Origin of the sequence: Enterococcus sp. DIV1089c (assembly GCF_050530965.1) — a bacterium.
Classification (GTDB): Bacteria; Bacillota; Bacilli; order Lactobacillales; family Enterococcaceae; genus Enterococcus_B; species Enterococcus_B hirae.
In genome coordinates this window covers 2,551,067-2,574,936 of the sequence record NZ_CP172888.1, presented here as the reverse complement: position 1 = coordinate 2,574,936, position 23,870 = coordinate 2,551,067, and the positions used below count along the sequence as shown (strand labels likewise).

Here is a 23,870-nt window from a genome sequence, read left to right as displayed (position 1 = left end):
AATAAAAAATGGGCGTTGGTGTATGGCGTGTTACATTCTTAACGAAAAGGAACAATTAGACGACTAGCGTTTATACAATTGCTAGTTAGAATAAAAAGACTGGAGAAGATGAACGAGTGGCTTTTGAAACCATCGGAGAAACATTAAGGCAAGCTCGCCTAAATAAGAAAATATCTTTAGATGAATTACAGCAGATTACGAAAATTCAAAAACGTTATCTAGAAGCAATCGATAATGATGATTTTGATCAACTACCTGGAAAATTTTATGTTCGGGCATTTATTCGTCAATATGCAGAAGCTGTCGGTGAAGATGGCGATCATTTAGTTGATGTATTTGATGGGAAAAGCAAATTATCAGCTGGAGAAGTTGTCGCACGTCCTGAACCAGAAACAGTGAGTGGTTCGAGAAAAGCGATGCATCAGGAAGAAGCCAATCCAAGTAAGTTTTGGACAAGTCTACCGGTTATTTTACTTGGTTTAGTCGCTTTAGCAATTATTACTGTTGTGGGTTATATGACTTGGCAGGATCGAAAATCTGACCCGATTATTGATACAACGGCAACTTCAGTTTCGGTTGACGGAGCAATTACACAAACGACATCTAGCACTAAGAAAGAGCGTGAATCCTCTTCTTCAACAAGTACGACAACCACTTCAACAACACAAGAAGAGAAAAAGATGGCGATTACGGCTGGTGAAGACACAGGCAGTACGATCGCAGTGAATGTTACGGATGCGAAAAAACCTGTTACACTTGAATTTGCAGCGACTAACCGAATTTGGATCGGTGTATTAGTGGATAATGCCTATGTTTATCAAGGGACATTAGCAGCAAATGAAACACAAAGCACGCAATTACCGGAAACGGCAACCAATGCAACGATTCGATTAGGAGCTGCAAGTAATGCAACGGTTAAGATAAACGGGGAAGAAATCCCTGTTAATCCAGGAGCGAATAATCAAAATCCTAAAAATGTCACATTGACACTACAGTATGCAGAGTAAATCGCTTATAAGTAGAATGATGTGAAAAAAGAAAACAAGATAAGTACCTGGGAAGGCAGATTCATCTTAGGTGCTTATCTTTTTTCACGACTGCTGATAAAAACTGATCATTATCGGTGGAAAGTTTAGAACGAGTCACGTAGAATAGGGAAGAAAGGAGTCGATAGTGTGAATTTACCAAATAAATTAACTGTACTTAGAATTTGTATGATCCCGATTTTTATTTTAGTTGTCGGATTACCCTTAGATTGGGGACAAGTAACCGTAGGAACAACATCACTTGCTGTGACGCAATTAGTAGGAGCGATTATTTTTGCTTTAGCAAGTATTACCGATTGGCTCGATGGAAAAATTGCTCGTGCCAGAGGATTAGTCACCAATTTTGGAAAGTTTGCTGATCCATTAGCAGATAAAATGTTAGTGATGACCGCTTTTATCATGTTGGTGGGGCAAGGTAAGGCACCAGGATGGGTAGTTGCGATTATCGTTTGTCGAGAACTAGCTGTTACCGGTCTGCGACTATTGTTAGTCGAAGATGGGGAAGTCATGGCAGCAGCGTGGCCAGGAAAAGTAAAAACGGCTACGCAAATGGTGGCTATTATTTTATTATTCATCAATAATATTCCATTTAATCTGATCAATTTACCGATGGATCAAATCATGCTGTATGCTTGTTTGATCTTCACGATTTATTCAGGTGTTGATTATTTTATGAAAAATAGTGGTGTGTTCAAAGGTTCGATGTAAGATTCCTTACAAAGATGTACCATTTCGATAATTCGTCTTACCCCAAAATAACATTTTATATTTTGGGATAAGACGAATTTATTTATGTTGATTCACGTTTCAATCATTTATTTGATCGCCATTTTTCTAAACTAGCTAGATGCCTAGCTATCTTATGATGAAGATGAAAATGATGAAACTCTTTATCAGAAAATGAGCAAATGATAAATGAAACGTTTAGCAAATGGCGTATACTATTAGTAGATAAAAAGAGATTGAGAAGAGACCAAAACAGGCCAACGAGAATTCGTCTGTTGTAATGAAGGAAGCGAAAAAATGAAATCAGAAATCATAGCAGTAGGGACAGAACTTTTACTAGGACAAGTAGTCAACACGAATGCCACGTTTTTATCCGAACAGTTAGCAGACCTCGGGATTGATGTGTATTATCAAACGGTGGTTGGTGATAATCCCGACCGCTTAGAATCATTACTCCAATTAGCAGAAACCAGAAGTGACTTGATCATTTTATGTGGAGGGTTGGGACCGACAGAAGACGACCTGACGAAAGAAGTTACTGCGAAACATCTAGGGGAAGAATTGATCCAAAACACCGAAGGCTATAAAAAATTGTTAGCATTTTTTGAAACGACCAAGCGTAAAATGACTGAAAATAATTTACAACAATCACAAATCATCGATGGGGGGATTGCTTTACCTAATCGCACAGGCTTAGCATTAGGTACGTTCTATCAAACAGCAGACCATGTCTATCTCTTGTTACCTGGACCACCGAGCGAATTAAAGCCAATGTTCATTGAACAAGCTCGCCCATTATTGGAGCAAAACTTTCCATCTGAAGAAATGCTGATCTCAAAAGTTTTACGTTTTTACGGTATCGGGGAATCCCAACTAGTCACAGAATTAAAAGACTTGATTGAAACACAGATCAACCCAACGATTGCCCCTTACGCAAAACCTAACGAAGTCACTTTACGATTAACTGTGAAGACCAAAGACAAACATGCAGGAAACCAAGCCTTACTTGCTTTGGAAGAAAAAGTATTGGCGAGAGTAGGTGAGTACTTCTATGGATATGGTGATGATAATTCATTGCCTAAAGTGGTCGTAGAATTATTAAAGGAAAGAAACCAAACAATTACTGCTGCAGAAAGTTTGACTGCTGGAGCCTTTCAATCAGCTTTGGGAGAGATCTCTGGTGTTTCTCAAGTCTTCCCAGGAGGCTTCATTACCTATTCTTTAGAAACTAAATCAGAATTTTTACACATCGATGATGCACTATTGAAGCAGCATGGAACCGTCAGCCAAGAATGTGCAGAACAAATGGCTATCCAAGCACGTAATTTAGCAAAAACAGATTATGCGATTTCGTTTACTGGAGTGGCTGGACCAGATACCTTAGAAGGACAGCCAGCTGGAACAGTTTGGATCGCGGTTGCAACAAGTGAAGGGGAGGTCATTTCGCAGAAATACCAATTTACCAGAGACCGTTCTCATATAAGGAATAGCGCAGTAATGCAAGGATTTGATCTCATTAGAAGACAACTATTAAGAAAAAAATAAATGCGAATATTTGTTCGGTTTTTTCTTGCTTTTTGTCATTAAAAACGATATGATTAGTACAATGAAATGTCGCACTGATTTGTGAATATAAGGAGGATTATCGTATTGGCAGATGATCGTAAAGCAGCCTTAGATGCTGCGTTGAAAAAAATTGAAAAGAACTATGGGAAAGGCTCGATCATGAAACTTGGCGAAAAAATCGACCAACAAGTTTCGACTATCCCAAGTGGTTCTCTTGCATTAGATGTTGCTTTAGGTGTTGGTGGTTACCCACGAGGACGTATCATTGAAGTATATGGTCCTGAAAGTTCAGGTAAGACAACCGTTGCCTTACATGCAATCGCTGAAGTACAAAAAAATGGCGGAACAGCCGCTTTTATCGATGCTGAGCACGCTTTAGACCCACAATATGCTCAAAAATTAGGGGTAAACATTGACGAATTACTTCTTTCACAACCAGATACTGGAGAACAAGGACTAGAAATCGCTGATGCGCTTGTATCAAGTGGTGCAGTAGATATCGTAGTAGTCGATTCGGTTGCCGCTTTAGTTCCGCGTGCTGAAATTGATGGAGAAATGGGTGACTCTCACGTAGGGTTACAAGCTCGATTAATGTCACAAGCACTACGTAAACTATCTGGGTCGATCAATAAAACCAAAACGATCGCTATTTTCATTAACCAAATTCGTGAAAAAGTTGGAGTGATGTTCGGTAATCCTGAAATCACACCTGGTGGACGTGCATTAAAATTCTATGCAACGATTCGTTTAGAAGTGCGCCGTGCGGAACAATTGAAACAAGGAACAGACATTGTTGGTAACCGTACGAAGATCAAAGTAGTTAAAAATAAAGTAGCGCCACCATTCAAAATTGCTGAAGTCGATGTGATGTATGGGCAAGGAATTTCTCAAGAAGGAGAATTGCTTGATATGGCGGTTGAAAAAGATATCGTTGATAAAAGTGGTGCTTGGTATTCTTACAAAGAAGATCGTATTGGACAAGGTCGTGAGAATGCAAAAAATTACATGTCCACTCATCCCGAAATGATGGCAGAAGTTTCTGCTTTAGTCCGAGCGGCTTATGGGATCGGTGAAGATGTAGAAATACCCGAAGAAACGCAAGCAGAACTTCCTTTAGAGGAATAAGACAAAGTAAGAATAGAAATAATCGAATAACTATTCAAAGGATGTTTGAGCATCGAGAGAACTCGCGTCGTTCAGAGAGAGTGTTTTCCTTTGATATGTTGTCGATTGAATCTAATAAGCCGAAATTTTTTAAAATTTCGGCTTATTTTTTGTCTTTTAAGTAGTCATTTGACTATACTTTCTCCTAAAACATAATGGAAAATGGGGGATGTTTAAGCAGTGATTGACTACATCGACAGAAAGGGACTATTCTACTTAAATGAAAGGATAACATGTTACTTAAAAGTCATTTTTTGTTCTTAATTTTCATTAATGCAAAATTATTTGTTCTTAATATGTTTTGGTTATTATTTAATATTATCTTTTATTCATAAAATGACCTTTAAATGAAAATCGAGAAAGCCGTTTCTTATGTATTTAAAGTTGACACTACGGGGTACAAACATTAGAATAAACTTGTGCATGTTTTTGTACACCTATGCATAAAGCATATTAACAAGTTTAGAGTACTTTATCATAAAAGTTATATAGATGATAAAAATGAAAAAGATAGTATGGAGGTGGATTTTATGGTATTCAATATTCTCCTCGCTATCATCGGTTTAATTGTCGGTCTTGGTTTAGGGTTTATGGTTGCAAAGTCACGTCATGAAAAAGAAATTGCAGGTGCTCAATCATCAGCAGCTGGAATTATTGATAGTGCAAAGAAAGAAGCAGAAACTCTAAAAAAAGAAGCATTGTTAGAAGCTAAGGAGGAAAACCAGAAATATCGTTCTGAAGTGGAGAGTGAGTTGAGAGAAAGCAAGTTAGAATTAAAATCTCAAGAAAATCGTTTAATTCAGCGTGAACAAACGTTGAATCGTAAGGATGACTCATTGGAAAAACGTGAGACCTCACTTGAAAGCAAAGAAGAAGCACTTAGTTCAAAACAGCAATTGATTGAAGAGCGAGAAAAAGACGTTGAAAAGTTGATTGAAGAACAACAAAGAGAATTAGAAAAAATTGCTGGTTTATCTAAAGAAGATGCAAAAGATGTCATCATGAAATCAACTGAAGAAGAATTGAATCATGAATTGACGTTAATGGTCAAAGAATCGGAACAACGTGCAAAAGAAGAAGCAGATCGTAAAGCCAAAAATCTTTTATCGTTAGCGATTCAGCGCTGTGCGGCAGACCAAGTATCTGAAACAACTGTATCCGTAGTAACTTTACCAAATGATGAAATGAAAGGACGCATCATTGGTCGAGAAGGACGAAATATCCGTACACTAGAAACATTGACTGGAATTGACTTGATCATTGATGATACACCAGAAGCAGTGGTCCTTTCAGGTTTTGATCCAATTCGTAGAGAAATCGCTCGGATGACTTTAGAAAAACTGATCCAAGATGGACGGATCCATCCTGCACGAATCGAAGAAATGGTCGAAAAATCGCGTAAAGAAATGGATGAACGAATCCGTGAGTACGGGGAAGAAGCGGCGTTTGAAGTTGGTGCGCATACCCTTCATCCAGATTTGATCAAAATCATGGGTCGTCTTCATTTTAGAACTAGCTATGGACAAAATGTTTTGAAACATTCAGTAGAGGTTGCTAAATTATCAGGTATACTAGCCGCTGAGTTAGGCGAAGATATCCAACTAGCTAAACGAGCTGGTTTGCTTCATGATATCGGGAAAGCATTAGATCATGAAATCGAAGGTTCTCACGTAGAGATCGGCGCAGAGTTAGCTGCTAAATACAAAGAAAATCCTGTAGTAATCAATGCGATTGCATCTCATCATGGAGATGTTGAAGCAACGTCAGTTATTTCTGTCTTGGTAGCTGCTGCAGATGCCTTATCCGCTGCACGACCAGGAGCTAGAAGTGAATCCTTGGAAAATTATATCCGTCGCTTAAGAAGCTTAGAAAACATTTCAAATAGCTTTGCCGGAGTAGAATCTAGTTTTGCTGTTCAAGCTGGACGAGAAGTTCGGGTTATGGTAAAACCAGAAGAGATCTCTGATTTAGATGCAGTTCGTTTAGTACGAGATATCCGTAAACGAATTGAAGAAGAATTAGATTATCCAGGGCATATCAAAGTCATCGTTATTCGTGAAACGCGTGCGACAGACTACGCTAAATAAAAACAAAAATACTCTGCGATCAGTACGACTGATCCAGAGTATTTTTTTGAGTTAGAGCGATCCTTGATACATAGAAAAACATGGCATAGCAATCGTATTTTTCATATGTTTAGTATGAAAAAACGGCTGACACTTTTAACAACGTCCAGTATGTTCAGTACTATTTGTTTTCCAGCATTTCTCGATCTTTTTCGATTGTTGTATTGATCCCTTTGATAATAGCAGGAATGAAGCCAGCTTCTTCTAAAGCCACAACACCTGCAACGGTTGTTCCGCCAGGGGAAGAAACCTGGTCAACTAGCTCCCAAGGGTTTTCATCACTTGCTAGGAATTTTTGACAAGATCCCATAATAGCTTTGGCAGCGATCTCGGTTGCCATTTTTTTAGGTAAGCCATTAAAGACACCCGCACGACCCATGGCATCGATCAACATATAAATAAATGCTGGTGAACTACCGGCTAACCCAATAAACGTACTGAAATCACCTTCTGCTAGTGGATAGACACTGCCGATCGCTTCAAAGATTTGCGTTGCTTCTTTGAATTCCTCATATGTGACATGATGATTTTTACAGATAGCAGAGACACCTGCACCCACACTAACGTTTACGTTTGGCATGACACGAATGATTTTCGCTTCGGGGTCATTTAGGGCTTTTTCCAGATCATGTAATGATTTTCCTGAAGCAATTGAAATAAAGAGACATTTCTGACTATATTTTCTTAAATCCTTCAGTACTTGGTCAATGATTTTAGGTTTGACTGCCAGTAAAATGACATCTACTTGTTTTGCGACTTCTTGATTTGTTTGACAGGCGGTTACACCAGTTGCTTCTGCAAAACGTTGTGCATTTTCGAAATGACCACTTGAGACAAAAATATCTTCTTTAGCCACTGTTTCGTGTTCAATCAAGCCGTTAATGATTGCTTGCGCCATATTACCTGTTCCAATGAATCCAATTTTCATGTTATCCTCTCCTTTTGTTTTAGCATAGCTTTCTTTTCAATGAAGGGCAAGCAAAGAATAAAGCGTGTGGATAGATACATAAACAGGTGAAACTAGTGCATAAGTGGTAAAAATAAGGTAAATAAGCTAACATTGATTTATAAATTGAAAGTTTTCAAGTAAGGATGGTAAAGTGTGAAAAATAAAAGTCATACGGCATTTCAGTGGTTGAAAAATCATAGCTTGATTTTAAAAATGATTTTTTTTGGATCTATTATAGTTTTCGTTGCCAATCAAGTCGTAAATATTGCAAATGGAATGAGTTGGCAAGATATTTGGCAAACTATGCGACAACAAAGTTATGTTACGCTGTGTTTAATGGTTTTAGTGGGGTTGATCGGTGTTTTGCCAATGTTGTTGTATGACTGGGTGACGATTCGCGTGTTGGAAAAACAAGGGAAACCTAAAATGAAGCGTCACGATTTTTTCTTAGCTGCTTTTATTACGAATACAATTAATAACTTAGCGGGCTTTGGAGGAATTGTTGGAGCTAGTCTTAGAGCAAATTTTTATGGAAAAGAAACAAATCGGAAAATGGTACTTGCTACCGTTTCTAAAGTTGCATTATTTATGTTGACTGGTTTATCATTATGGTCATTTCTAACGTTCATTGATGTTTTTTTTCTACAAACTACTAGTATTTTTAGAAGTTATTGGATTTGGTTACTTGGCGGTAGTGTGATAGCACCGGCTATTTTTTTCTTTGCTTATTTAAAAAGAAGAACATTATTTGCGGAATTCTATCCTAAGGGTCTAGTCGGGTTACTGTTAGCTTCTGTGGGGCAATGGACTGGAGCATTGATCGTTTTTTTAGCGATTGGTTATTTAATGGATGTAGATATTTCCTTATTTTCGATTTATCCAATGTTTATTATCGCTACGTTAATCGGTATGTTGACAATGGTTCCTGGGGGTGTCGGGACATTTGATGTGTTGATGATCTTAGGTATGAGTCAGTTAGCTGTTCGACAAGATATTGCAGTGGTTTGGTTACTTTATTACCGTTTGTTTTATTATGTGGTTCCTTTTGCGGTTGGCTTATTTTTATTTCTGTCACATACTGGAGTAAAAGTGAATCGTTTTTTAGACAATATACCACGACTGCTCTTTCAAAAAATCGCGCATTTTATTTTGGTCACAGCCGTTTATTTTGCAGGGATCATGATGGTGTTACTATCTACGATTACGAATCTTTCTGCGATCAGTCGATTGTTTCAGATTTTATTACCTTTCTCGTTTAATTTTTTAGACCAAACGTTGAATCTATTGATTGGATTCTTATTGCTTGGGTTGGGAAGAGCGTTAGCAATGAAAGTGAAGAAGGCTTTTTTACCAACTATTGCTTTATTAGCATTTGGAATCATTAACACAGTTACTCGAACATTATCTTGGCAATTGATTTTAGTGTATATCTTGATTCTTCTGGCTGTCTGGCTAGCTCGGAAAGAATTTTACCGTAAGAAATTTGTTTATTCATGGGGTGCCATTCTTTTTGATCTATGTTTGTTTGGGTTTCTATTTATCGTCTATGCAATTGCAGGGTATCATAGTGGACGTTTTTGGGTAAATCGATTGACAGCTGATCGCTTTCTCCTGTTCCCATCCGATGAAGTTTGGTTTTCAGGCTTGATTGGTCTAGGGATCTCGCTGTTGGCATTAGTAGCATTGTATCAGTACCTTGCTTCTGAAACGAATGAGTTAGGGTTAGATTTACAAATCGAAAGATTCAAACAGATGTTGACCGTCTATCAGGGGACATCTGCTAGTCATTATCTTCGTTTACCAGGATATAAATATTATTACTATCAACAAAATGGAGAGGATCAAGTCGTCTTTGGTTACCAGATCAAAGGAAATAAATGCTTTGTTTTGGGAGACCCGATTGGCAATCCTAAAATGATTCGTCCTGCTATTACAGAATTTATGCAAAAAGCTGATTGCTTAGGGTATCAAATTGCTTTTTACAAGATCTCAGAAAAATATGTGGTAATGTTGCATGAATTAGGTTTTCATTTTACAAAAGTCGGCGAGGTGGGAATGGCAGATTTGACTACAGAAGAAATGCCTTGGGTCAATCAACAGCTAGAGTACCAGCGTCTAACTAATGAAGGCTATCATTTCACTTGGTACGAACAATTACCTGAGGAATTATTAGCTGCGGTGAGTGAGGTTTCGGATCAGTGGTTACATGGTGCGAGAGAAAAGCATTTTTCTGTTGGGCGTTTTGACGAATCTTATCTGTTAGCCAGCGGTGTTGGAGTGGTACGCAAAGAACAAAAAGTGGTCGGATTTATTACAGAGCAACCAATATCTGAAAGCCAAGCAGGCTATGATCTATTACGTGTATTGCCAGATGAACCTGCTGAACTATCCGATTATTTATTAGTCAATCTATTTGTTGTCTACCAAGAAAAGGGTTATCTTGAGACAAATCTTGGTTTAGCTCCGTTAGCAAATGTAGGGGAAACAGACTTTGCATTCTTTCAAGAGCGCATCATGCATATTGTTTATAATTATGGTAGTTTCTTTTACTCCTTTCAATCGACCTATGAAGAAAAACTGCGCTATGTCACTCGTTGGGAAGGTCGCTATTTTGCTTACATGAAGGGAAGCAGTTTTACATTTGCCACATTACAGTTGTTTATACTAATTGGGAAGGGAAAAGAAAAAAGTATCAGTTTTGCAGAAGAAGTATTAACGGAATTGTAAATTGCGTAAATAGAGGAATAACTGGTGACGTGTTTTAGCTACCCATAGTTTAAAACGTGAAAAAGCGATTGACGGTAGCTAGAGAAAATGAATGTGGTCGAAGGATGGTTTGTTTTATCTGTAGACAGAAAAGGTCTGAGAAAACCGCTAAGATCGTAAACACGTCACTCGTATGAGCTATACTTTTATTTTTCTCTGTGATAGAATACTTGCGACTTAGACTTTTTGAATGGGTGAGAGGATGGAACTGATAGAAAAAGCACCAGCTAAGATCAATTTGGGATTAGATGTCTTGTACAAGCGTCCCGATGAGTATCACGAGCTGGAAATGGTAATGTCGAGTGTAGATTTAGCAGATCACTTATTCTTTGAAGAGATACCTGAGGATCGAATCATCGTAGAAACGAATAAGGCATTTTTGCCAGTAGATCAACGAAATAACGTTTATCAAGCAGCAACATTGCTTAAGAATAAGTATCATATCAAAAAAGGCGTAAAAATATTTGTGAAAAAAAATATTCCAGTTGCAGCTGGACTGGGTGGGGGCAGCACAGATTGTGCAGCTGCACTGAGAGGGATCAATCAACTATGGAATCTCGGTTGTTCTCTGGAAGAATTAGCTGAGATTGGTTTGGAAGTTGGTACGGATGTGCCTTATTGTGTTTATGGTAATACTGCGTTTGTTGGCGGCAAAGGAGAAGTGGTCCAAGTTCTCCCTTCAATGCCTCAGTGTTGGGTAATCTTGGTGAAACCTAAAATGAGTGTTTCGACTAGGACCGTCTTCAAAGAAGTAGATGCGCAAAAAATCCAGCATCAGAACATTCCTAGACTAGTGGAGGCAATCCAGCAACAAGATTACCATACGATGATTCAATACATGGGAAATAGTTTAGAAGATGTTACCGGCAAACGTCATCCAATTATCCATCAAATCAAAGAACGCATGTTAAAGTATGGGGCAGATGCCGCTTTGATGAGCGGAAGCGGACCGACAGTCTTTGCCTTATGTCAACATTATTCAAGAGCACAAAGAGTCTATAACGGGCTGAAAGGTTTCTGTGATGAAGTATATTTAGTACGCACGTTGTAAAATAGGCCAGAACTAGTTGTTGCTAAGAGATGAAGAATAAAAAATCTCAAAACAGAAGAAGCTGTTTTGAGATTTTTTTGAGTTGGTTGCAGTTTAGCTACTCTAAACGTTATTTATTCTATTTAGAAGTTGGAAAAAATGGACTAGAAAGCTTTTTTTGCTCTCAGTAACATGAACAAACTATCATTCATTTTACGGTTTACATTGAATTTATTCGTATAAATCAGAAATTGAAGGATTTCTATTGACTCTATTTTTTTATTCTGATACATTAAGTTCCGTTGGTAAATCGTAATTTTACGATTTGTTCGAAAGGAGAGTCTTATGAAAAAATATATGATTGGTTTAACACTAGCTGTAGGGATGTTTTTATTAGCGGCTTGTGGTGGTACGAACCAAAAGGATTCAAAGAAAAATGAGTTAACGATTGTTACGACCTTTTATCCGATGTATGAATTTACGAAAGAAGTAGTTGGAAATGAAGGAAACGTCAAGTTGTTGATCCCGTCTGGGACTGAACCACATGATTTTGAACCTAGTGCAAAACAACAAGCAGAAATCGCTGATGCGGATGTGTTTGTTTATAATAGTCCAGATATGGAATTTTTTGTTGACTCATTGAAAGATTCTGTCGATACGAATAAAACATTGATGATTGAAGCAGCTAAAGGAATTGATCGTCTGAAATCAGCAGAAGAAGACCATGACCATGATCATGAACATGAAGAAGCTTCTTCTGAAAGTCATTCGCATGAGTATGATCCACATATTTGGTTAGATCCTGTGTTAGCAATCAAAGAGGTCAAAACAATTGCTTCAGAGCTTGGGAAAAAGTATCCTGATAAAAAGGCAACTTTTGATAAAAATGCGGATGCTTATATCAAAAAATTAGAAAACCTGAACCAAAAATATACGGATGCACTCAAAGATGCCAAAAACCGCACGTTTGTGACGCAACATGCCGCATTTGCGTATTTAGCGAATCAGTATGATTTACACCAACAAGCGATTGCAGGGGTAACGCCTGATCAAGAACCCACACCAAGCCGCTTAGCTGAACTAAAAGATTTTGTGAACAAAAATAAGATCAAAGTGATTTACTTTGAAGAAAATGCATCATCCAAAGTGGCGGAAACATTGTCGAAAGAAACGGGTGTTAAATTAGAAGTATTGAATCCATTAGAGAGTTTGACAAGTGAACAAATCAAAGCCGGCGAAAATTATATTTCGGTAATGGAAGAGAACTTAAAAGCGTTAAAAGAAAGTATTAATTAAGAACGGAGGCATTTCGCGTGCATTATATCGAAATATCCGATTTGACTTTTTATTATGATGAAGAACCTGTATTAGAAGATGTGTCTTATCACGTTGATGCAGGAGAGTTCGTTATTCTAACAGGAGAAAACGGTGCAGCAAAATCAACATTGATCAAAGCTTCCTTAGGCTTGTTAAAACCTTCTAAGGGAACAGTGAAAATCGCCCCAAAAAATCAAGAAGGACAAAAATTAAGTATTGGTTACATTCCCCAACAAGTGGCATCTTTTAATGCTGGCTTTCCAAGTACAGTCTTAGAATTGGTTCGTTCCGGTCGCTATCCGAGAGGACGTTGGTTCAAACGACTTTCTGAAAAAGATCATCAGCATGTTAAACGAGCTTTAGAATCTGTTGGAATGTGGGAGATGCGTCATCGACGGATCGGAGAATTATCCGGTGGACAGAAACAACGGATTAGCTTAGCCCGTATTTTTGCGACTGACCCAGATTTATTTATATTGGATGAACCGACAACGGGGATGGATGAAGAATCTCGTAATGAATTTTATCGATTATTGCGTCATAGTGCCCATGAACATGGCAAGGCAATTTTGATGATTACTCATGATCATGAGGATATCAAGCAATATGCAGATCGACAAATTCGTTTGGTAAGAAAGGAGGATTCTCCATGGCGTTGCTTTCATATGAATTCATGAGACGAGCTTTTTTAGCAGCCATTTTTATTGCGGGGATTGCTCCAATGTTAGGTGTCTTTTTAGTGATCCGAAGACAATCATTGATGGCAGATACACTGTCACACGTTTCACTGGCAGGGGTGGCATTGGGTTTCTTTTTGAATATCAATCCAACGTTGACTACGATGTTCGTAGTAATATTAGCTGCGGTGATTTTAGAATATTTACGTACGATTTATCGTACTTACTCAGAAATTTCAATTGCGATCTTAATGGCTGGCGGACTGGCGCTGGCATTAGTTTTGATGAATCTTAGTGGTGGAAACTCAGCCACAAGTATCCAATCGTACCTCTTTGGCTCGATTGTGACGATTACTTGGGATCAAGTTATCTTTTTAGGTGTATTATTTGTTATTATTGGTTTCTTATTCTTTTTGTTCAAGCGACCAATGTACGTGCTGACTTTTGATGAAGATACCGCCCATGTTGATGGTCTGCCTGTTCACCGTATGTCAATGCTGTTCAACGTGATCACGGGTGTTGCGATTGCTGTCATGATCCCAATTGCCGGGGCATTATTGATTTCAGCAATTATGGTCCTGCCTGCAGCGATCGGTATGCGCTTAGGCAAAAGTTTCAATGTGGTGATTGCCATTAGTATCGGTGTTGGCTTTATCGGCATGTTATCGGGTCTAACAAGTTCCTTTTATCTAGATACGCCACCGGGTGCGACGATCACACTAGTCTTTATCGTGTTGTTTCTTGTGGTCAATTTGTTCAAGCGGGTGCTTGTTTCCATTAAGCGAAAAAATAAATAAAAAATCAAAAAGAAAAGCGATGAAAACGAAAAATTTTCATTGCTTTTTCTTATATTTAGATAAATACCGAACTATTTAACTTATTTTCTTACAAAATGCTCGAATTTTTAAATGAAAACTTATATAATGTAAAACGATATAATTTCTTAAAAGGAGCTGAAATATGTGAAAGTACGTCGCAGTGAACGTCTTGTTGATATGACTCAGTATTTATTAGATCATCCTCACGAATTAATTTCATTGACAAGTTTTGCCGAACGTTATGAATCTGCTAAATCTTCGATCAGTGAAGACTTGGCAATTATCAAAAAAACATTTAAGGAACGAGGGTATGGTACCCTAGAAACAATTCCAGGTGCCGCTGGTGGGGTTTTATTTATACCAGAGATTTCTTACGAAGAAGCCAAAAAATACATTGAGTCGTTAGCTGAACGATTGTCTGAACAAGATCGTTTGTTGCCTGGAGGTTATGTTTATCTATCCGATTTACTAGGTGAGCCCGAATTATTGCGCCAAGTTGGAAAAATCATTGCTTCTAAGTATTTAGGTGAAAAAATCGATGCAGTGATGACAGTTGCTACGAAAGGCGTACCGATCGCGCAAGCTGTGTCCTATTATTTAAATGCACCGTTTGTTATCGTACGCCGTGATTCAAAGATCACAGAAGGATCGACAGTTAGTGTGAATTATGTTTCTGGTTCTTCTGAACGAATCGAAAAGATGGAATTGTCAAAAAGAAGTCTTAAACGTGGTTCTCGTGTCCTAGTCGTTGATGATTTTATGAAAGGCGGCGGCACAGTCAATGGAATGAAGAGCTTGATCGAAGAGTTTGAATCTGAACTTGTAGGAATCACCGTTTTTGCAGAATCCAAATTTAATGGTCATCGTGCAATTGACGATTATACTTCATTACTATACGTGAAAGATGTCGACACGAAGACCAAAAACATTACAGTTGTACCAGGAAATTATTTCAAAGATTAGAGATTGAAAATTTATTTATTTGCCGATCAATAATAGCTGGAAGAGATTGTGACAGAAGTGTCCAGCTCTGAGAAATAAGCCGGAGAATCCGAAAATAGTTTCACCTATTTTGGGAATTCTTTGGCTTATTTTCGATAGAAACACTACAGCAACAAGCAACAACAAATCAGATATCCAGCTGTTATCTGTCAGATGAGAGAAATTCGTTCTCCTTTTTCATAAAACCCTATTTTTCTCTCACTATTGTTGAGTGACTAAGTGATTTTTTAACCCCCAAGATAAAAATGGTCTAGTTACAAATATAGTCTGCTTGGTTGAAAAATTGAGTAGAGTGGGCTAAACTTAAAACCATCAAATACAATTAGGAGTGACGCAGTTGGACGTACGTTATGCAATCATTTTGGCAGCGGGAAAAGGAACTCGCATGAAGTCAAAATTATATAAAGTTTTACATCCAGTTTCAGGACAGCCGATGGTGGAACATATTATCAATCGAGTAAGTGAAACCAACCCAGATCAAATCATCACGATCGTCGGGCATGGCGCTGAGCAAGTAAAGGCACAGTTGGGTGAACGTAGTGAATACGCTCTGCAAGCAGAACAACTTGGTACAGGTCATGCAGTATTACAAGCCGCATCTTTTTTACAAGGGAAAGAAGGCACGACACTGGTGATCAGTGGCGACACACCGCTTTTAACCACTGAAACATTGAACAATTTATTTGAGTATCACCAAGGAAAAAATGCGAGTGCCACGATTCTAACCGCACAAGCCGAAGATCCAACTGGATATGGTCGTATCATTCGTGACCATATTGGGATCGTTGAAAAAATCGTTGAGCAAAAAGATACTACACCAGAAGAAGCATTGATCCAAGAAATCAATACAGGAACTTATTGTTTTGACAATCAAGCTCTGTTTGAAGCATTGAACAAAGTAGGAACAGACAATGCACAAGGGGAGTACTACTTGACCGATATCATTGAAATCCTCAAAGATGCTGGAAAAACAGTAGCAGCTTATCAGACAGAAGACTTTGACGAATCAATGGGAGTCAATGATCGTATTGCATTAGCTAAAGCTAATGAATTGATGCGCCAAAGAATCAACAAAATGCATATGGTCAATGGTGTAAGTTTTGTTGATCCAGCAACGACTTATATTGATGCCGGGGTAGAGATTGGTTCTGATACAGTGATCGAAGCAGGCGTCCAACTTCAAGGTAAAACCGTCATTGGATCAGATTGCGTGATCGGTGCCCATTCTCGAATCGTAGATAGTGTGATTGAAGATCATGTGGTAGTTGAACATTCTGTGATCGAAAAAAGTCTTGTGAAAAGTCATGCGGACGTGGGACCATTTGCTCATTTACGACCAAAAGCAGAAATTGGTGAAGGTGTCCATATTGGTAATTTTGTGGAAGTCAAAAATGCTGAAATTGGTAAAAATACCAAAGTTGGTCATTTGACTTATGTCGGTGATGCCACATTAGGCGAAGAAATCAATGTTGGTTGTGGCGTGGTCTTTGTGAATTACGATGGGAAAAACAAGCACCGCACGACAATTGGTGATCATAGTTTTATCGGTTCTAATGCAAATATCATTGCCCCAGTGGAAATTGCTAAAAATACATCAGTAGCTGCAGGGTCAACAATCACAGAGGATATCCCTGAATATGCTATGGCAATTGCCCGTGCAAGACAGGTCAATAAAGAAGAGTATGCTAAAAAACTCCCTTATTTAAACTAAGACTTTTGTAAAACCCCTTGATTTATTCAGAAAATATGACTAGTATTTAATAGGTAGAATTCTAGAGTTGTGAAAAAGAAAGTGGAGGTCCCCATGTCAAAACATTACTTTGACCCAAGATTAAAAATTTTTGCGTTAAATTCAAATCGCCCGTTAGCAGAAAAAATTGCTGCAGCTGTCGGTGTCGAATTGGGTAAATCATCGGTTACTCAATTTAGTGATGGAGAAATCCAAGTGAATATTGAAGAAAGTATTCGCGGATCACATGTTTATGTTATTCAGTCAACGAGTAGTCCTGTAAATGATAATTTAATGGAATTGCTGATCATGATTGATGCCTTGAAACGTGCCAGTGCAAAAACGATTAACGTAGTAATGCCTTACTATGGATATGCACGTCAAGATCGTAAAGCTCGTGCCAGAGAACCAATCACTGCAAAACTTGTGGCGAACATGATTCAAAAAGCTGGAGCAACTAGAATGTTGACGCTTGATTTGCATGCTGTCCAAATCCAAGGATTCTTTGATATTCCTGTTGATCACTTGATGGGTGCACCATTGATTGCAAATTATTTCTTAGAAAAAGGGATTAAAGGGGACGATGTAGTAGTTGTATCACCTGACCATGGTGGTGTAACTCGTGCGCGTAAATTGGCTGAATTTTTAAAAGCACCAATTGCGATCATTGATAAACGCCGTCCAAAAGCAAACGTAGCAGAAGTAATGAATATTATTGGGCAAGTAGAAGGAAAAACTTGTGTATTGATTGATGATATGATCGATACAGCAGGGACGATTACCTTAGCGGCTAATGCACTAAAAGAAGCAGGCGCAGTAAGTGTCTATGCATCATGTACACATCCAGTATTATCTGGACCAGCTTTACAGCGTATTGAAGATTCTGCGATTGAACGCTTAGTTGTAACAGATTCGATCTATCTGCCAGATGACCGTAAGATCGAAAAAATCGATGAAGTAAGTGTCGGTGGTTTGATGGGTGATGCAATTAAACGTATCCACGAAAACAAACCTGTTAGTCCATTGTTTGAAACAAAAAAATAAGAATTAAAAAATTGAATAGTATCACAAAGGGGAGCCTTATGAGGCTGAGATTGAAGTTTTTCTAAACCCTTCGTACCTGTATCGGTTATGCGAGCGTAGGAATTGTGACGATCAATTGACGTTAGTCATGTAACGTTAGTTGTAGAAGTATGTTGTATTTACTTCCTCCTTTGTGATTTCAAATGAACGGAGGAAGTTTTTTTATGGAGAAAAAATATAAAGTATGGATTGAGGGGACACTTGTAGCTGCACTAGCGATGGTGTTATCCTTTATTCCTCTTCAAATAGGTAGTAGCTTTGAGATTTCATTAGGACAGATTCCACTGACATTGTTTGCGTTAAGAAGAGGCTGGAAGGCAGGGATTTTATCAGGATTTATTTGGGGGATTTTACATTTTCCAACAGGACAAGTGTATTATCTCAGTGTCATTCAAGTATTGATCGAGTATCCGATTGCTTTTACCTTTGCAGGATTTGCAGGAGTGTTCGCTAAAAGGCTGCAAAACAGTCTAACGATGGGCAATAAAAAAGGGATGACAACCACTATTATATTAGGAACTTTAGTTGGTGTTGGTGCTAGATATTTCTGGCATTTTGTCGCAGGCGTCGTTTTTTGGGGAAGTTATGCTTTGTGGGGAATGAATCCATGGCTCTTTTCTTTAGTCATGAATGGTGCAAGTGCCTTGGCTACAGGAATTGTTACAATGGTTGTTTTGCTTGGGATCGGGCGGACAGTTCCAGCTTTGTTCATTGGGAAAAAATAAACGAAAAGAGCCTCAGTCACTATAAAAGTGTCTAGGCTCTTTTTTTATAAGTATAAAATGATGGAACATCCAAGCATCAGCTTAAAGGAGTATAGTTGAGTTCCGCAGCTTCTCCTACAAGCTCCCAGCGTTTTTCTTCTGCATGATAAACTAAGGTGCCAATTGCTTCTTCATCAAGGTATCTTGTTCCTTTTAGCTTCCAAATATAATCTTCAATGACATAGATCGGGATATGATAATCGTTATCGATCAATCCACCTTGTTCAAAAGAAAAAATGATTCCTTCTTGCATCAAATTACGCATATTCTTCAGTAATTCCACACTAATTTTTTCGACCGGAATATCTCGTTTGAAAAACGATTTTTTCTCATTGATTTTTTTTGACAAGATGATACTTAGTTTATTGGCAAAGATCCGATAAAATTCATCTAAATAGCGATAATAGATTCGTTCTAATTGATCGTTAAGATCGAAGTAGACGAAATTATTTTGTAATTTATAAAAAAATGGTGAGTGAAGATGGGTCTTCATGTGTCCAAAATATAACAATTCTGAAATTTCTAATGGCGTTAATTCTTTCAGCATCGTTAAGTCGTTAAAATCGATCCATTTTAAATCACTCGAATGATTACGATTACGTGCAGAAGAGAAAAAGCGTTGGATATTTTCTGTTCCACGAATCACTTTCAACCCAGTATGGGATTCGTATTCACCGGCATTTTCTGAAGGATCTAATAACAATAAATTTTGTGGGAAATGCACGATGTTGTTTGAAAAATCACTAATAGTCAGCCCCTTAGTCACAACCGCATTGCTAGTAGTATCAATATGTACATAAACTGACTCAGACATCATGCTCCTCCTCTCACTCATTATCACTTTCATTTTACAACATTTATTAAAAAAAAGCTTGTTTCTTTTATTTTAAAATTCCATTACAAAATCACTTTTTTTGTGATAAACATGGACATTTTCATTGTTTTTGTATAAATGGATGGAATGGATTTTGTTATAGCTTTTACAAGAACAATGTATTCATTTTAGTATTTCTCAAAAAAATAGTATACTTTAAAAGAATATATTTGTCTTGTTATAATAAAAAAGGAGAAGATTATGCTGATTCAACAAGTGTACGGTTCAGAAAAAACAGTCCTCTACTCTACACTTCAACGAGCCAAACAATTGCTACCCTTTTATGCTACCCATCAGGAAAGCCGTGATGCCTTTTGGTTGGCAACAAAGAAAAGGCAAGCTTGGCGGATGATCGGTAACAAACATACCCTTTATTTTATTGCCGAACGAACCAGTGAACAATGGCTGATTAAAAATGTGCTAGTGGTGGGTGACATGCCTGGTTGGACGCTTTTTTTTAAAGAGATAGAGTGGTGTTCCCGTTTTTATTTCAAAAAATATTGTTCTTTTCAATGGATTGAACCACTGTCGACATATTGGCAGACACTCCTATCTCATCATGGTTATACGCAAGACAATCAGTTGGCTCAGACAATCTGGCAAAAAAAACTGACCTATCATATTGGTTTAGTATTAGGTGGCGGTGGCGCTCATGGTGCCTATCAAATCGGTGTTTGGCAAACGTTAAAAGAACATCAGATTCATTTTGAAGTAATTACGGGAACTTCAGTTGGTGCGTTAAACGGTGTATTGATCTTGCAAGATGATTTATCGCAAGCTCTTTCTTTATGGCAATCCCTCGCAACGAATCAAGTATTACAGCTGCCACAAACTGCATTATCAGAAGATCTACGGAAAAGGTTTATCCAAGAAACACGGCAAATGACGAGAGCAGCAATTATCAAGGGGGGAGCCTCAATCACCCCTTTGGAAAAGTTACTCAAAAGTAAATTAGATGCTGAGAAGATTTTAAAAATGAAAAGTCCTCGTTTATTTACCGTTTCGACTCGACTTCCTGATTTTAAAGAAGTGGTGACACCGATCCAGCAATTGGCAAGCAATGAAATTGCTGATTGGATCCTAGCTTCGGCCTCGTTTTATCCCGCTATGAGTTATCGAAACATTGCTGGACAAAAATATATTGATGGTGGTTATCGAAATAATTTGCCTGTGGATGTAGCAATTAAAGAAGGGGCAACGGAGTGCTTAATAGTAGATGTGGATGGTCCCGGAGTGACTAAGAAGATTACGATACCAGAAGAGACTGTTCCATGGCTCTGCCGCTCTAATTGGTCATTGGGAACCTTCTTGATTTTTGATCGGCAGAGAAACCAATTCAATCTCCAATTAGGCTATCTGGAAATGAAAAAAAAGTTAGGTGATTTTGAGGGGAATTGGTATACGTTCTATTCAACGAAACTTGCAGAACAATATTGGCGTAAATTTTTAAGCTATCTAGTGAATGATCTTCAGCTAGAAACAACTTTTGTTCAACAACCAAAATTTTGGCAAACTCTGCGTAATATATATAAAGACAGGGTAGTAATTGAAACATGCGGGGTGGCGATGCTTGAACTATTAGCCAAAAAAAAGCTCGTTTTACCGAATAAAGTTTATGATGTAGATGAATTGATCGAACAGATCATTCAAAAAGAATCAAGTTCATTTTTCGATCAAATGATTCGAGAGGTCGGACAATTAAATAGTAATGAGTGGCGCAGAGTCCAAAAATACCAAAAAAAGCAAAAGAGTGAACAGGAACAAATCAATGAAATTGCTCATTTAGTTAAACAAAAAAAGAACGAGCAACTTCAATCTAAGCTTCATACGCAGTTATTTGACACCCTATTGAATTTATATTTACTTTATCTAAAGGAGGAATAACCATGGCACAAGAATTTTCCTACGAAATCATAGAAGAGATCGCTGTTTTATCCGAAAACAATAAAGGATGGCGAAAAGAGCTGAACCTAGTCAGCTGGAATGGCCGCCCACCTAAATTCGATCTTCGTGACTGGGCGCCCGAACATGAGAAAATGGGTAAAGGGCTTACTCTAACCAATGAAGAATTTGAGGCATTACAAAAAGCTATCGAAAATATGTAACAGAAAGGACCCTGTTGAATGAAAAGTATGACTGGTTTTGGTAAAGCCACCCGTGAAACCGCAGAGTATCAATTAGAAGTTGAGATCAAAAGTGTCAATCAACGCTTTTTAGATATGCAAATACGTAGTCCTAAATTGTTAAATTATCTCGAAAATGATATTCGCCAATTGATGAAACAACATTTAAGTCGAGGTCGAGTCGAAGTTTTTATCAATCTGACGTATTTGGGACAAAATCAAAAACAAGTTTTTGTTGATTGGAATTTGATTGACGAGCTGATGACGAACTTAACTGAAGGAATAACCCAACGTTATGGAGAGAAACAGCAATTACAGATTGGACGTCTATTAGAGACTTTGACAACGAATGAATCTTTTGTCGTGATTGAAGAAAAAAATGAAAACAATATGGATGAACTGACAGCCTTGGTTTTAGAAACGGTCCATGAAGCACTAGCTGAAATTGAAAAAAGTCGCCAAAAAGAAGGGACAGCCTTAGAGGCGATCATTCAGAAAAACAGTGATGAACTGAAACAAGTATTAAATGACTTACAACAATTTGTTGAGTTATACGAACAAGAGTATCAGGAAAAATATCAAAAGAAACTAGAAGATTACTTGGGAGCAACGGTCGATCAACAAAGATTGCTGACTGAACTCGCTATTTTATTAGAGCGAGGAGATATTCATGAAGAATTGGATCGCTTAGTGATCCATATCGGCAAATTGGATGAATTACTTCAAGTAAAACAGCCAGTTGGCAGAGAACTTGACTTTTTGATCCAAGAAATGAATCGAGAAATCAATACGATTGGTTCAAAATCAAGTGCGATTGAAATCAAAAACCAAGTGATCCAGTTAAAAACGATTTTAGAAAAAATCCGAGAACAGATCCAAAATATTGAATAGCAAGGAGACGAAAAAAATGAACTATTATGATATCACGTTTCATGAATTAAGTGGGAAAACGGTCATCAAAAGAAATGTTCCTTCTGAAAAAGCAGGATTTGAAGCTTGGCAAGATGCCTGTGCGCAAGTGACGGAGAAAGAAATCCAATTGTTAGTTAACGATGGGACTTATGTGACGATGAATCGTCAATTTATTGTGAGAATCGATGCAGAAGAAGTGAAAGACCCAACTGAAAAAGCACTCTCTCGAAAAGATGAGATCATGGGTGTTGTCAATACCTTGTCAAACATGGGTTTTTAAAAACGACGGTAATCGGCATGTTAGTGAGAAGAGCTGCAACCATATGTTGCGCTTCTCACTATTTTTTTGAAAAAGAATGCTGCTCAGTTAGAACCTGTAAGGTGAGAGGGACCTTTTTTTGAACTTTTGAATGAAGGATGAACTTGATAGTTAATCACTATCATCAAAAGCCCGAGTGAAAAGCAAAGGTTTTGCCAGTCAAAGGCGCTTTTTTTTGCTATAATCAAAGATGCCCTTGAAAGTTGTCGAAAAAAAGTGCAAAATAAACGTTAGTATAAAAAGACTAGTTGAAAGGACGTCGTCATGTCAGAGCGTGGATTATTAATCGTGTTGTCTGGACCATCAGGTGTAGGAAAAGGCACAGTGCGAAAAGCAATTTTTGAGAGTGAGGATAATGATTTCCAATATTCGATTTCAATGACTACTCGTAAGATGCGTGAAGGAGAAGTCGAAGGAGTCGATTACTACTTTAGAAGCAAAGAAGAATTCGAAGCAATGATCGAAGCCGGAGAAATGCTGGAATATGCTGAATATGTAGGGAATTATTATGGAACACCTTTGTCTTATGTCAATAAAACATTGGACGAAGGAAAAGATGTATTTTTAGAAATCGAAGTCCAAGGTGCTCAACAAGTCAAAGAAAAAGTACCAGATGGCGTATTTATCTTCCTAACTCCTCCCGATTTAGCCGAATTAAAATCAAGAATCGTTGGCCGTGGGACAGATGCAGATGAAGTAATCGAAGAACGAATGAAAGTTGCCAAAGAAGAAATTGAAATGATGGCACTATATGATTATGCCGTAGTCAATGACCAGGTACCCCTGGCGGTAGAACGAATCAAAAATATCATTGCCAGTGAACACTTTCGTGTCGACCGTGTGATCGGCAAATATATCAAAATGTTAAAGGAGATGTAG

21 protein-coding genes and 1 riboswitch are annotated in these 23,870 nt (G+C 37.9%); of the genes, 19 read left to right on the top strand and 2 right to left on the bottom strand.

Annotated elements, in window-relative coordinates; all coding sequences use genetic code 11:
• Positions 1 to 116: 116 nt before the first annotated feature.
• From IGL30_RS12160 to rny, 5 genes are all read left to right on the top strand, one after another.
• Entirely contained in the window at positions 117 to 1,007 is an 891-nt protein-coding gene (locus IGL30_RS12160; RefSeq protein WP_010720624.1) for a RodZ domain-containing protein, read from the top strand.
• Positions 1,008 to 1,175: 168 nt separating this feature from the next.
• Positions 1,176 to 1,754 (top strand): CDP-diacylglycerol--glycerol-3-phosphate 3-phosphatidyltransferase, encoded by a 579-nt coding sequence (gene pgsA / locus IGL30_RS12155; protein WP_010720623.1) that lies wholly within the window; start codon positions 1,176 to 1,178, stop codon positions 1,752 to 1,754.
• A 315-nt stretch (positions 1,755 to 2,069) separates the two neighbouring features.
• A complete protein-coding gene (locus IGL30_RS12150) occupies positions 2,070 to 3,317 on the top strand; it encodes a competence/damage-inducible protein A (RefSeq protein ID WP_096709822.1) in 1,248 nt (415 codons plus the stop codon).
• Positions 3,318 to 3,422: 105 nt separating this feature from the next.
• Positions 3,423 to 4,463, top strand: a complete 1,041-nt coding sequence (recA, locus tag IGL30_RS12145) for a recombinase RecA (protein ID WP_010720621.1) — start codon at positions 3,423 to 3,425, stop codon at positions 4,461 to 4,463.
• Positions 4,464 to 5,032: 569 nt separating this feature from the next.
• Positions 5,033 to 6,589, top strand: a complete 1,557-nt coding sequence (gene rny / locus IGL30_RS12140; protein ID WP_010720620.1) for a ribonuclease Y — start codon at positions 5,033 to 5,035, stop codon at positions 6,587 to 6,589.
• Between the two features lie 160 nt (positions 6,590 to 6,749).
• Here rny and proC read toward each other — a convergent pair whose 3' ends face one another.
• Positions 6,750 to 7,556: a pyrroline-5-carboxylate reductase gene (proC, locus tag IGL30_RS12135; protein ID WP_088745196.1), complete on the bottom strand. Its 807-nt coding sequence runs from the start codon at positions 7,554 to 7,556 to the stop codon at positions 6,750 to 6,752.
• Positions 7,557 to 7,790: 234 nt separating this feature from the next.
• Between proC and mprF the strand changes: the two genes are divergently transcribed.
• The 9 genes from mprF to thiT all read left to right on the top strand — a co-directional run bounded on the left by mprF (position 7,791) and on the right by thiT (position 18,724).
• Positions 7,791 to 10,304, top strand: coding sequence for a bifunctional lysylphosphatidylglycerol flippase/synthetase MprF (gene mprF / locus IGL30_RS12130; RefSeq protein WP_275692992.1), 2,514 nt, complete (start codon positions 7,791 to 7,793; stop codon positions 10,302 to 10,304).
• Positions 10,305 to 10,545: 241 nt separating this feature from the next.
• Complete coding sequence (gene ispE / locus IGL30_RS12125) at positions 10,546 to 11,394, top strand: 4-(cytidine 5'-diphospho)-2-C-methyl-D-erythritol kinase (RefSeq protein WP_014834412.1); 849 nt, start codon at positions 10,546 to 10,548, stop codon at positions 11,392 to 11,394.
• 324 nt (positions 11,395 to 11,718) lie between these two features.
• On the top strand, positions 11,719 to 12,669 hold the full coding sequence (locus tag IGL30_RS12120; protein ID WP_010720614.1) for a metal ABC transporter substrate-binding protein: 951 nt from the start codon (positions 11,719 to 11,721) through the stop codon (positions 12,667 to 12,669).
• Between the two features lie 17 nt (positions 12,670 to 12,686).
• Positions 12,687 to 13,367, top strand: coding sequence for a metal ABC transporter ATP-binding protein (locus IGL30_RS12115; protein ID WP_010737272.1), 681 nt, complete (start codon positions 12,687 to 12,689; stop codon positions 13,365 to 13,367).
• Positions 13,340 to 14,164, top strand: coding sequence for a metal ABC transporter permease (locus IGL30_RS12110; RefSeq protein WP_010720612.1), 825 nt, complete (start codon positions 13,340 to 13,342; stop codon positions 14,162 to 14,164). Before IGL30_RS12115 ends, IGL30_RS12110 begins: the two co-directional genes overlap by 28 nt.
• Positions 14,165 to 14,329: 165 nt before the next feature.
• Positions 14,330 to 15,148 carry a pur operon repressor gene (purR, locus tag IGL30_RS12105; protein ID WP_010720611.1) on the top strand — a complete coding sequence of 273 codons (819 nt, stop codon included), beginning with the start codon at positions 14,330 to 14,332 and terminating at the stop codon, positions 15,146 to 15,148.
• A 376-nt stretch (positions 15,149 to 15,524) separates the two neighbouring features.
• Positions 15,525 to 16,898 carry a bifunctional UDP-N-acetylglucosamine diphosphorylase/glucosamine-1-phosphate N-acetyltransferase GlmU gene (gene glmU / locus IGL30_RS12100; protein WP_088745195.1) on the top strand — a complete coding sequence of 458 codons (1,374 nt, stop codon included), beginning with the start codon at positions 15,525 to 15,527 and terminating at the stop codon, positions 16,896 to 16,898.
• Positions 16,899 to 16,991: 93 nt separating this feature from the next.
• Positions 16,992 to 17,960 (top strand): ribose-phosphate diphosphokinase, encoded by a 969-nt coding sequence (locus IGL30_RS12095; RefSeq protein WP_010737274.1) that lies wholly within the window; start codon positions 16,992 to 16,994, stop codon positions 17,958 to 17,960.
• A 17-nt stretch (positions 17,961 to 17,977) separates the two neighbouring features.
• Positions 17,978 to 18,079, top strand: a riboswitch (TPP riboswitch).
• Positions 18,080 to 18,163: 84 nt separating this feature from the next.
• A complete protein-coding gene (gene thiT / locus IGL30_RS12090) occupies positions 18,164 to 18,724 on the top strand; it encodes an energy-coupled thiamine transporter ThiT (RefSeq protein WP_010720608.1) in 561 nt (186 codons plus the stop codon).
• A gap of 76 nt (positions 18,725 to 18,800) precedes the next feature.
• Here thiT and IGL30_RS12085 read toward each other — a convergent pair whose 3' ends face one another.
• Complete coding sequence (locus tag IGL30_RS12085) at positions 18,801 to 19,577, bottom strand: hypothetical protein (protein WP_010720607.1); 777 nt, start codon at positions 19,575 to 19,577, stop codon at positions 18,801 to 18,803.
• Positions 19,578 to 19,838: 261 nt separating this feature from the next.
• Between IGL30_RS12085 and IGL30_RS12080 the strand changes: the two genes are divergently transcribed.
• The 5 genes from IGL30_RS12080 (at position 19,839) to gmk (ending at position 23,870) form a co-directional block, all read left to right on the top strand.
• Positions 19,839 to 21,521: a patatin-like phospholipase family protein gene (locus IGL30_RS12080; RefSeq protein WP_123875114.1), complete on the top strand. Its 1,683-nt coding sequence runs from the start codon at positions 19,839 to 19,841 to the stop codon at positions 21,519 to 21,521.
• Between the two features lie 2 nt (positions 21,522 to 21,523).
• The gene (locus tag IGL30_RS12075; RefSeq protein WP_010720605.1) at positions 21,524 to 21,742 is read left to right on the top strand and encodes a YdbC family protein; all 219 of its coding nucleotides are present in this window, start codon (positions 21,524 to 21,526) and stop codon (positions 21,740 to 21,742) included.
• 18 nt (positions 21,743 to 21,760) lie between these two features.
• On the top strand, positions 21,761 to 22,651 hold the full coding sequence (locus IGL30_RS12070) for a YicC/YloC family endoribonuclease (RefSeq protein ID WP_010737276.1): 891 nt from the start codon (positions 21,761 to 21,763) through the stop codon (positions 22,649 to 22,651).
• Positions 22,652 to 22,667: 16 nt separating this feature from the next.
• On the top strand, positions 22,668 to 22,952 hold the full coding sequence (locus IGL30_RS12065; protein ID WP_010720603.1) for a hypothetical protein: 285 nt from the start codon (positions 22,668 to 22,670) through the stop codon (positions 22,950 to 22,952).
• 303 nt (positions 22,953 to 23,255) lie between these two features.
• Positions 23,256 to 23,870 (top strand): guanylate kinase, encoded by a 615-nt coding sequence (gmk, locus tag IGL30_RS12060; RefSeq protein WP_010720602.1) that lies wholly within the window; start codon positions 23,256 to 23,258, stop codon positions 23,868 to 23,870.

Coding starts and splice junctions, on each gene's coding strand:
- rny (WP_010720620.1), top strand. CDS start 5,033: ATGGTATTCAATATTCTCCTCGCTATCATCGGTTTAATTGTCGGTCTT.
- proC (WP_088745196.1), bottom strand. CDS start 7,556: ATGAAAATTGGATTCATTGGAACAGGTAATATGGCGCAAGCAATCATT.
- IGL30_RS12120 (WP_010720614.1), top strand. CDS start 11,719: ATGAAAAAATATATGATTGGTTTAACACTAGCTGTAGGGATGTTTTTA.
- IGL30_RS12065 (WP_010720603.1), top strand. CDS start 22,668: ATGAACTATTATGATATCACGTTTCATGAATTAAGTGGGAAAACGGTC.
- IGL30_RS12095 (WP_010737274.1), top strand. CDS start 16,992: ATGTCAAAACATTACTTTGACCCAAGATTAAAAATTTTTGCGTTAAAT.
- IGL30_RS12150 (WP_096709822.1), top strand. CDS start 2,070: ATGAAATCAGAAATCATAGCAGTAGGGACAGAACTTTTACTAGGACAA.
- gmk (WP_010720602.1), top strand. CDS start 23,256: ATGTCAGAGCGTGGATTATTAATCGTGTTGTCTGGACCATCAGGTGTA.
- IGL30_RS12075 (WP_010720605.1), top strand. CDS start 21,524: ATGGCACAAGAATTTTCCTACGAAATCATAGAAGAGATCGCTGTTTTA.
- IGL30_RS12080 (WP_123875114.1), top strand. CDS start 19,839: ATGCTGATTCAACAAGTGTACGGTTCAGAAAAAACAGTCCTCTACTCT.
- IGL30_RS12110 (WP_010720612.1), top strand. CDS start 13,340: ATGGCGTTGCTTTCATATGAATTCATGAGACGAGCTTTTTTAGCAGCC.
- IGL30_RS12070 (WP_010737276.1), top strand. CDS start 21,761: ATGAAAAGTATGACTGGTTTTGGTAAAGCCACCCGTGAAACCGCAGAG.
- mprF (WP_275692992.1), top strand. CDS start 7,791: ATGATTTTTTTTGGATCTATTATAGTTTTCGTTGCCAATCAAGTCGTA.
- ispE (WP_014834412.1), top strand. CDS start 10,546: ATGGAACTGATAGAAAAAGCACCAGCTAAGATCAATTTGGGATTAGAT.
- IGL30_RS12085 (WP_010720607.1), bottom strand. CDS start 19,577: ATGTCTGAGTCAGTTTATGTACATATTGATACTACTAGCAATGCGGTT.
- thiT (WP_010720608.1), top strand. CDS start 18,164: ATGGAGAAAAAATATAAAGTATGGATTGAGGGGACACTTGTAGCTGCA.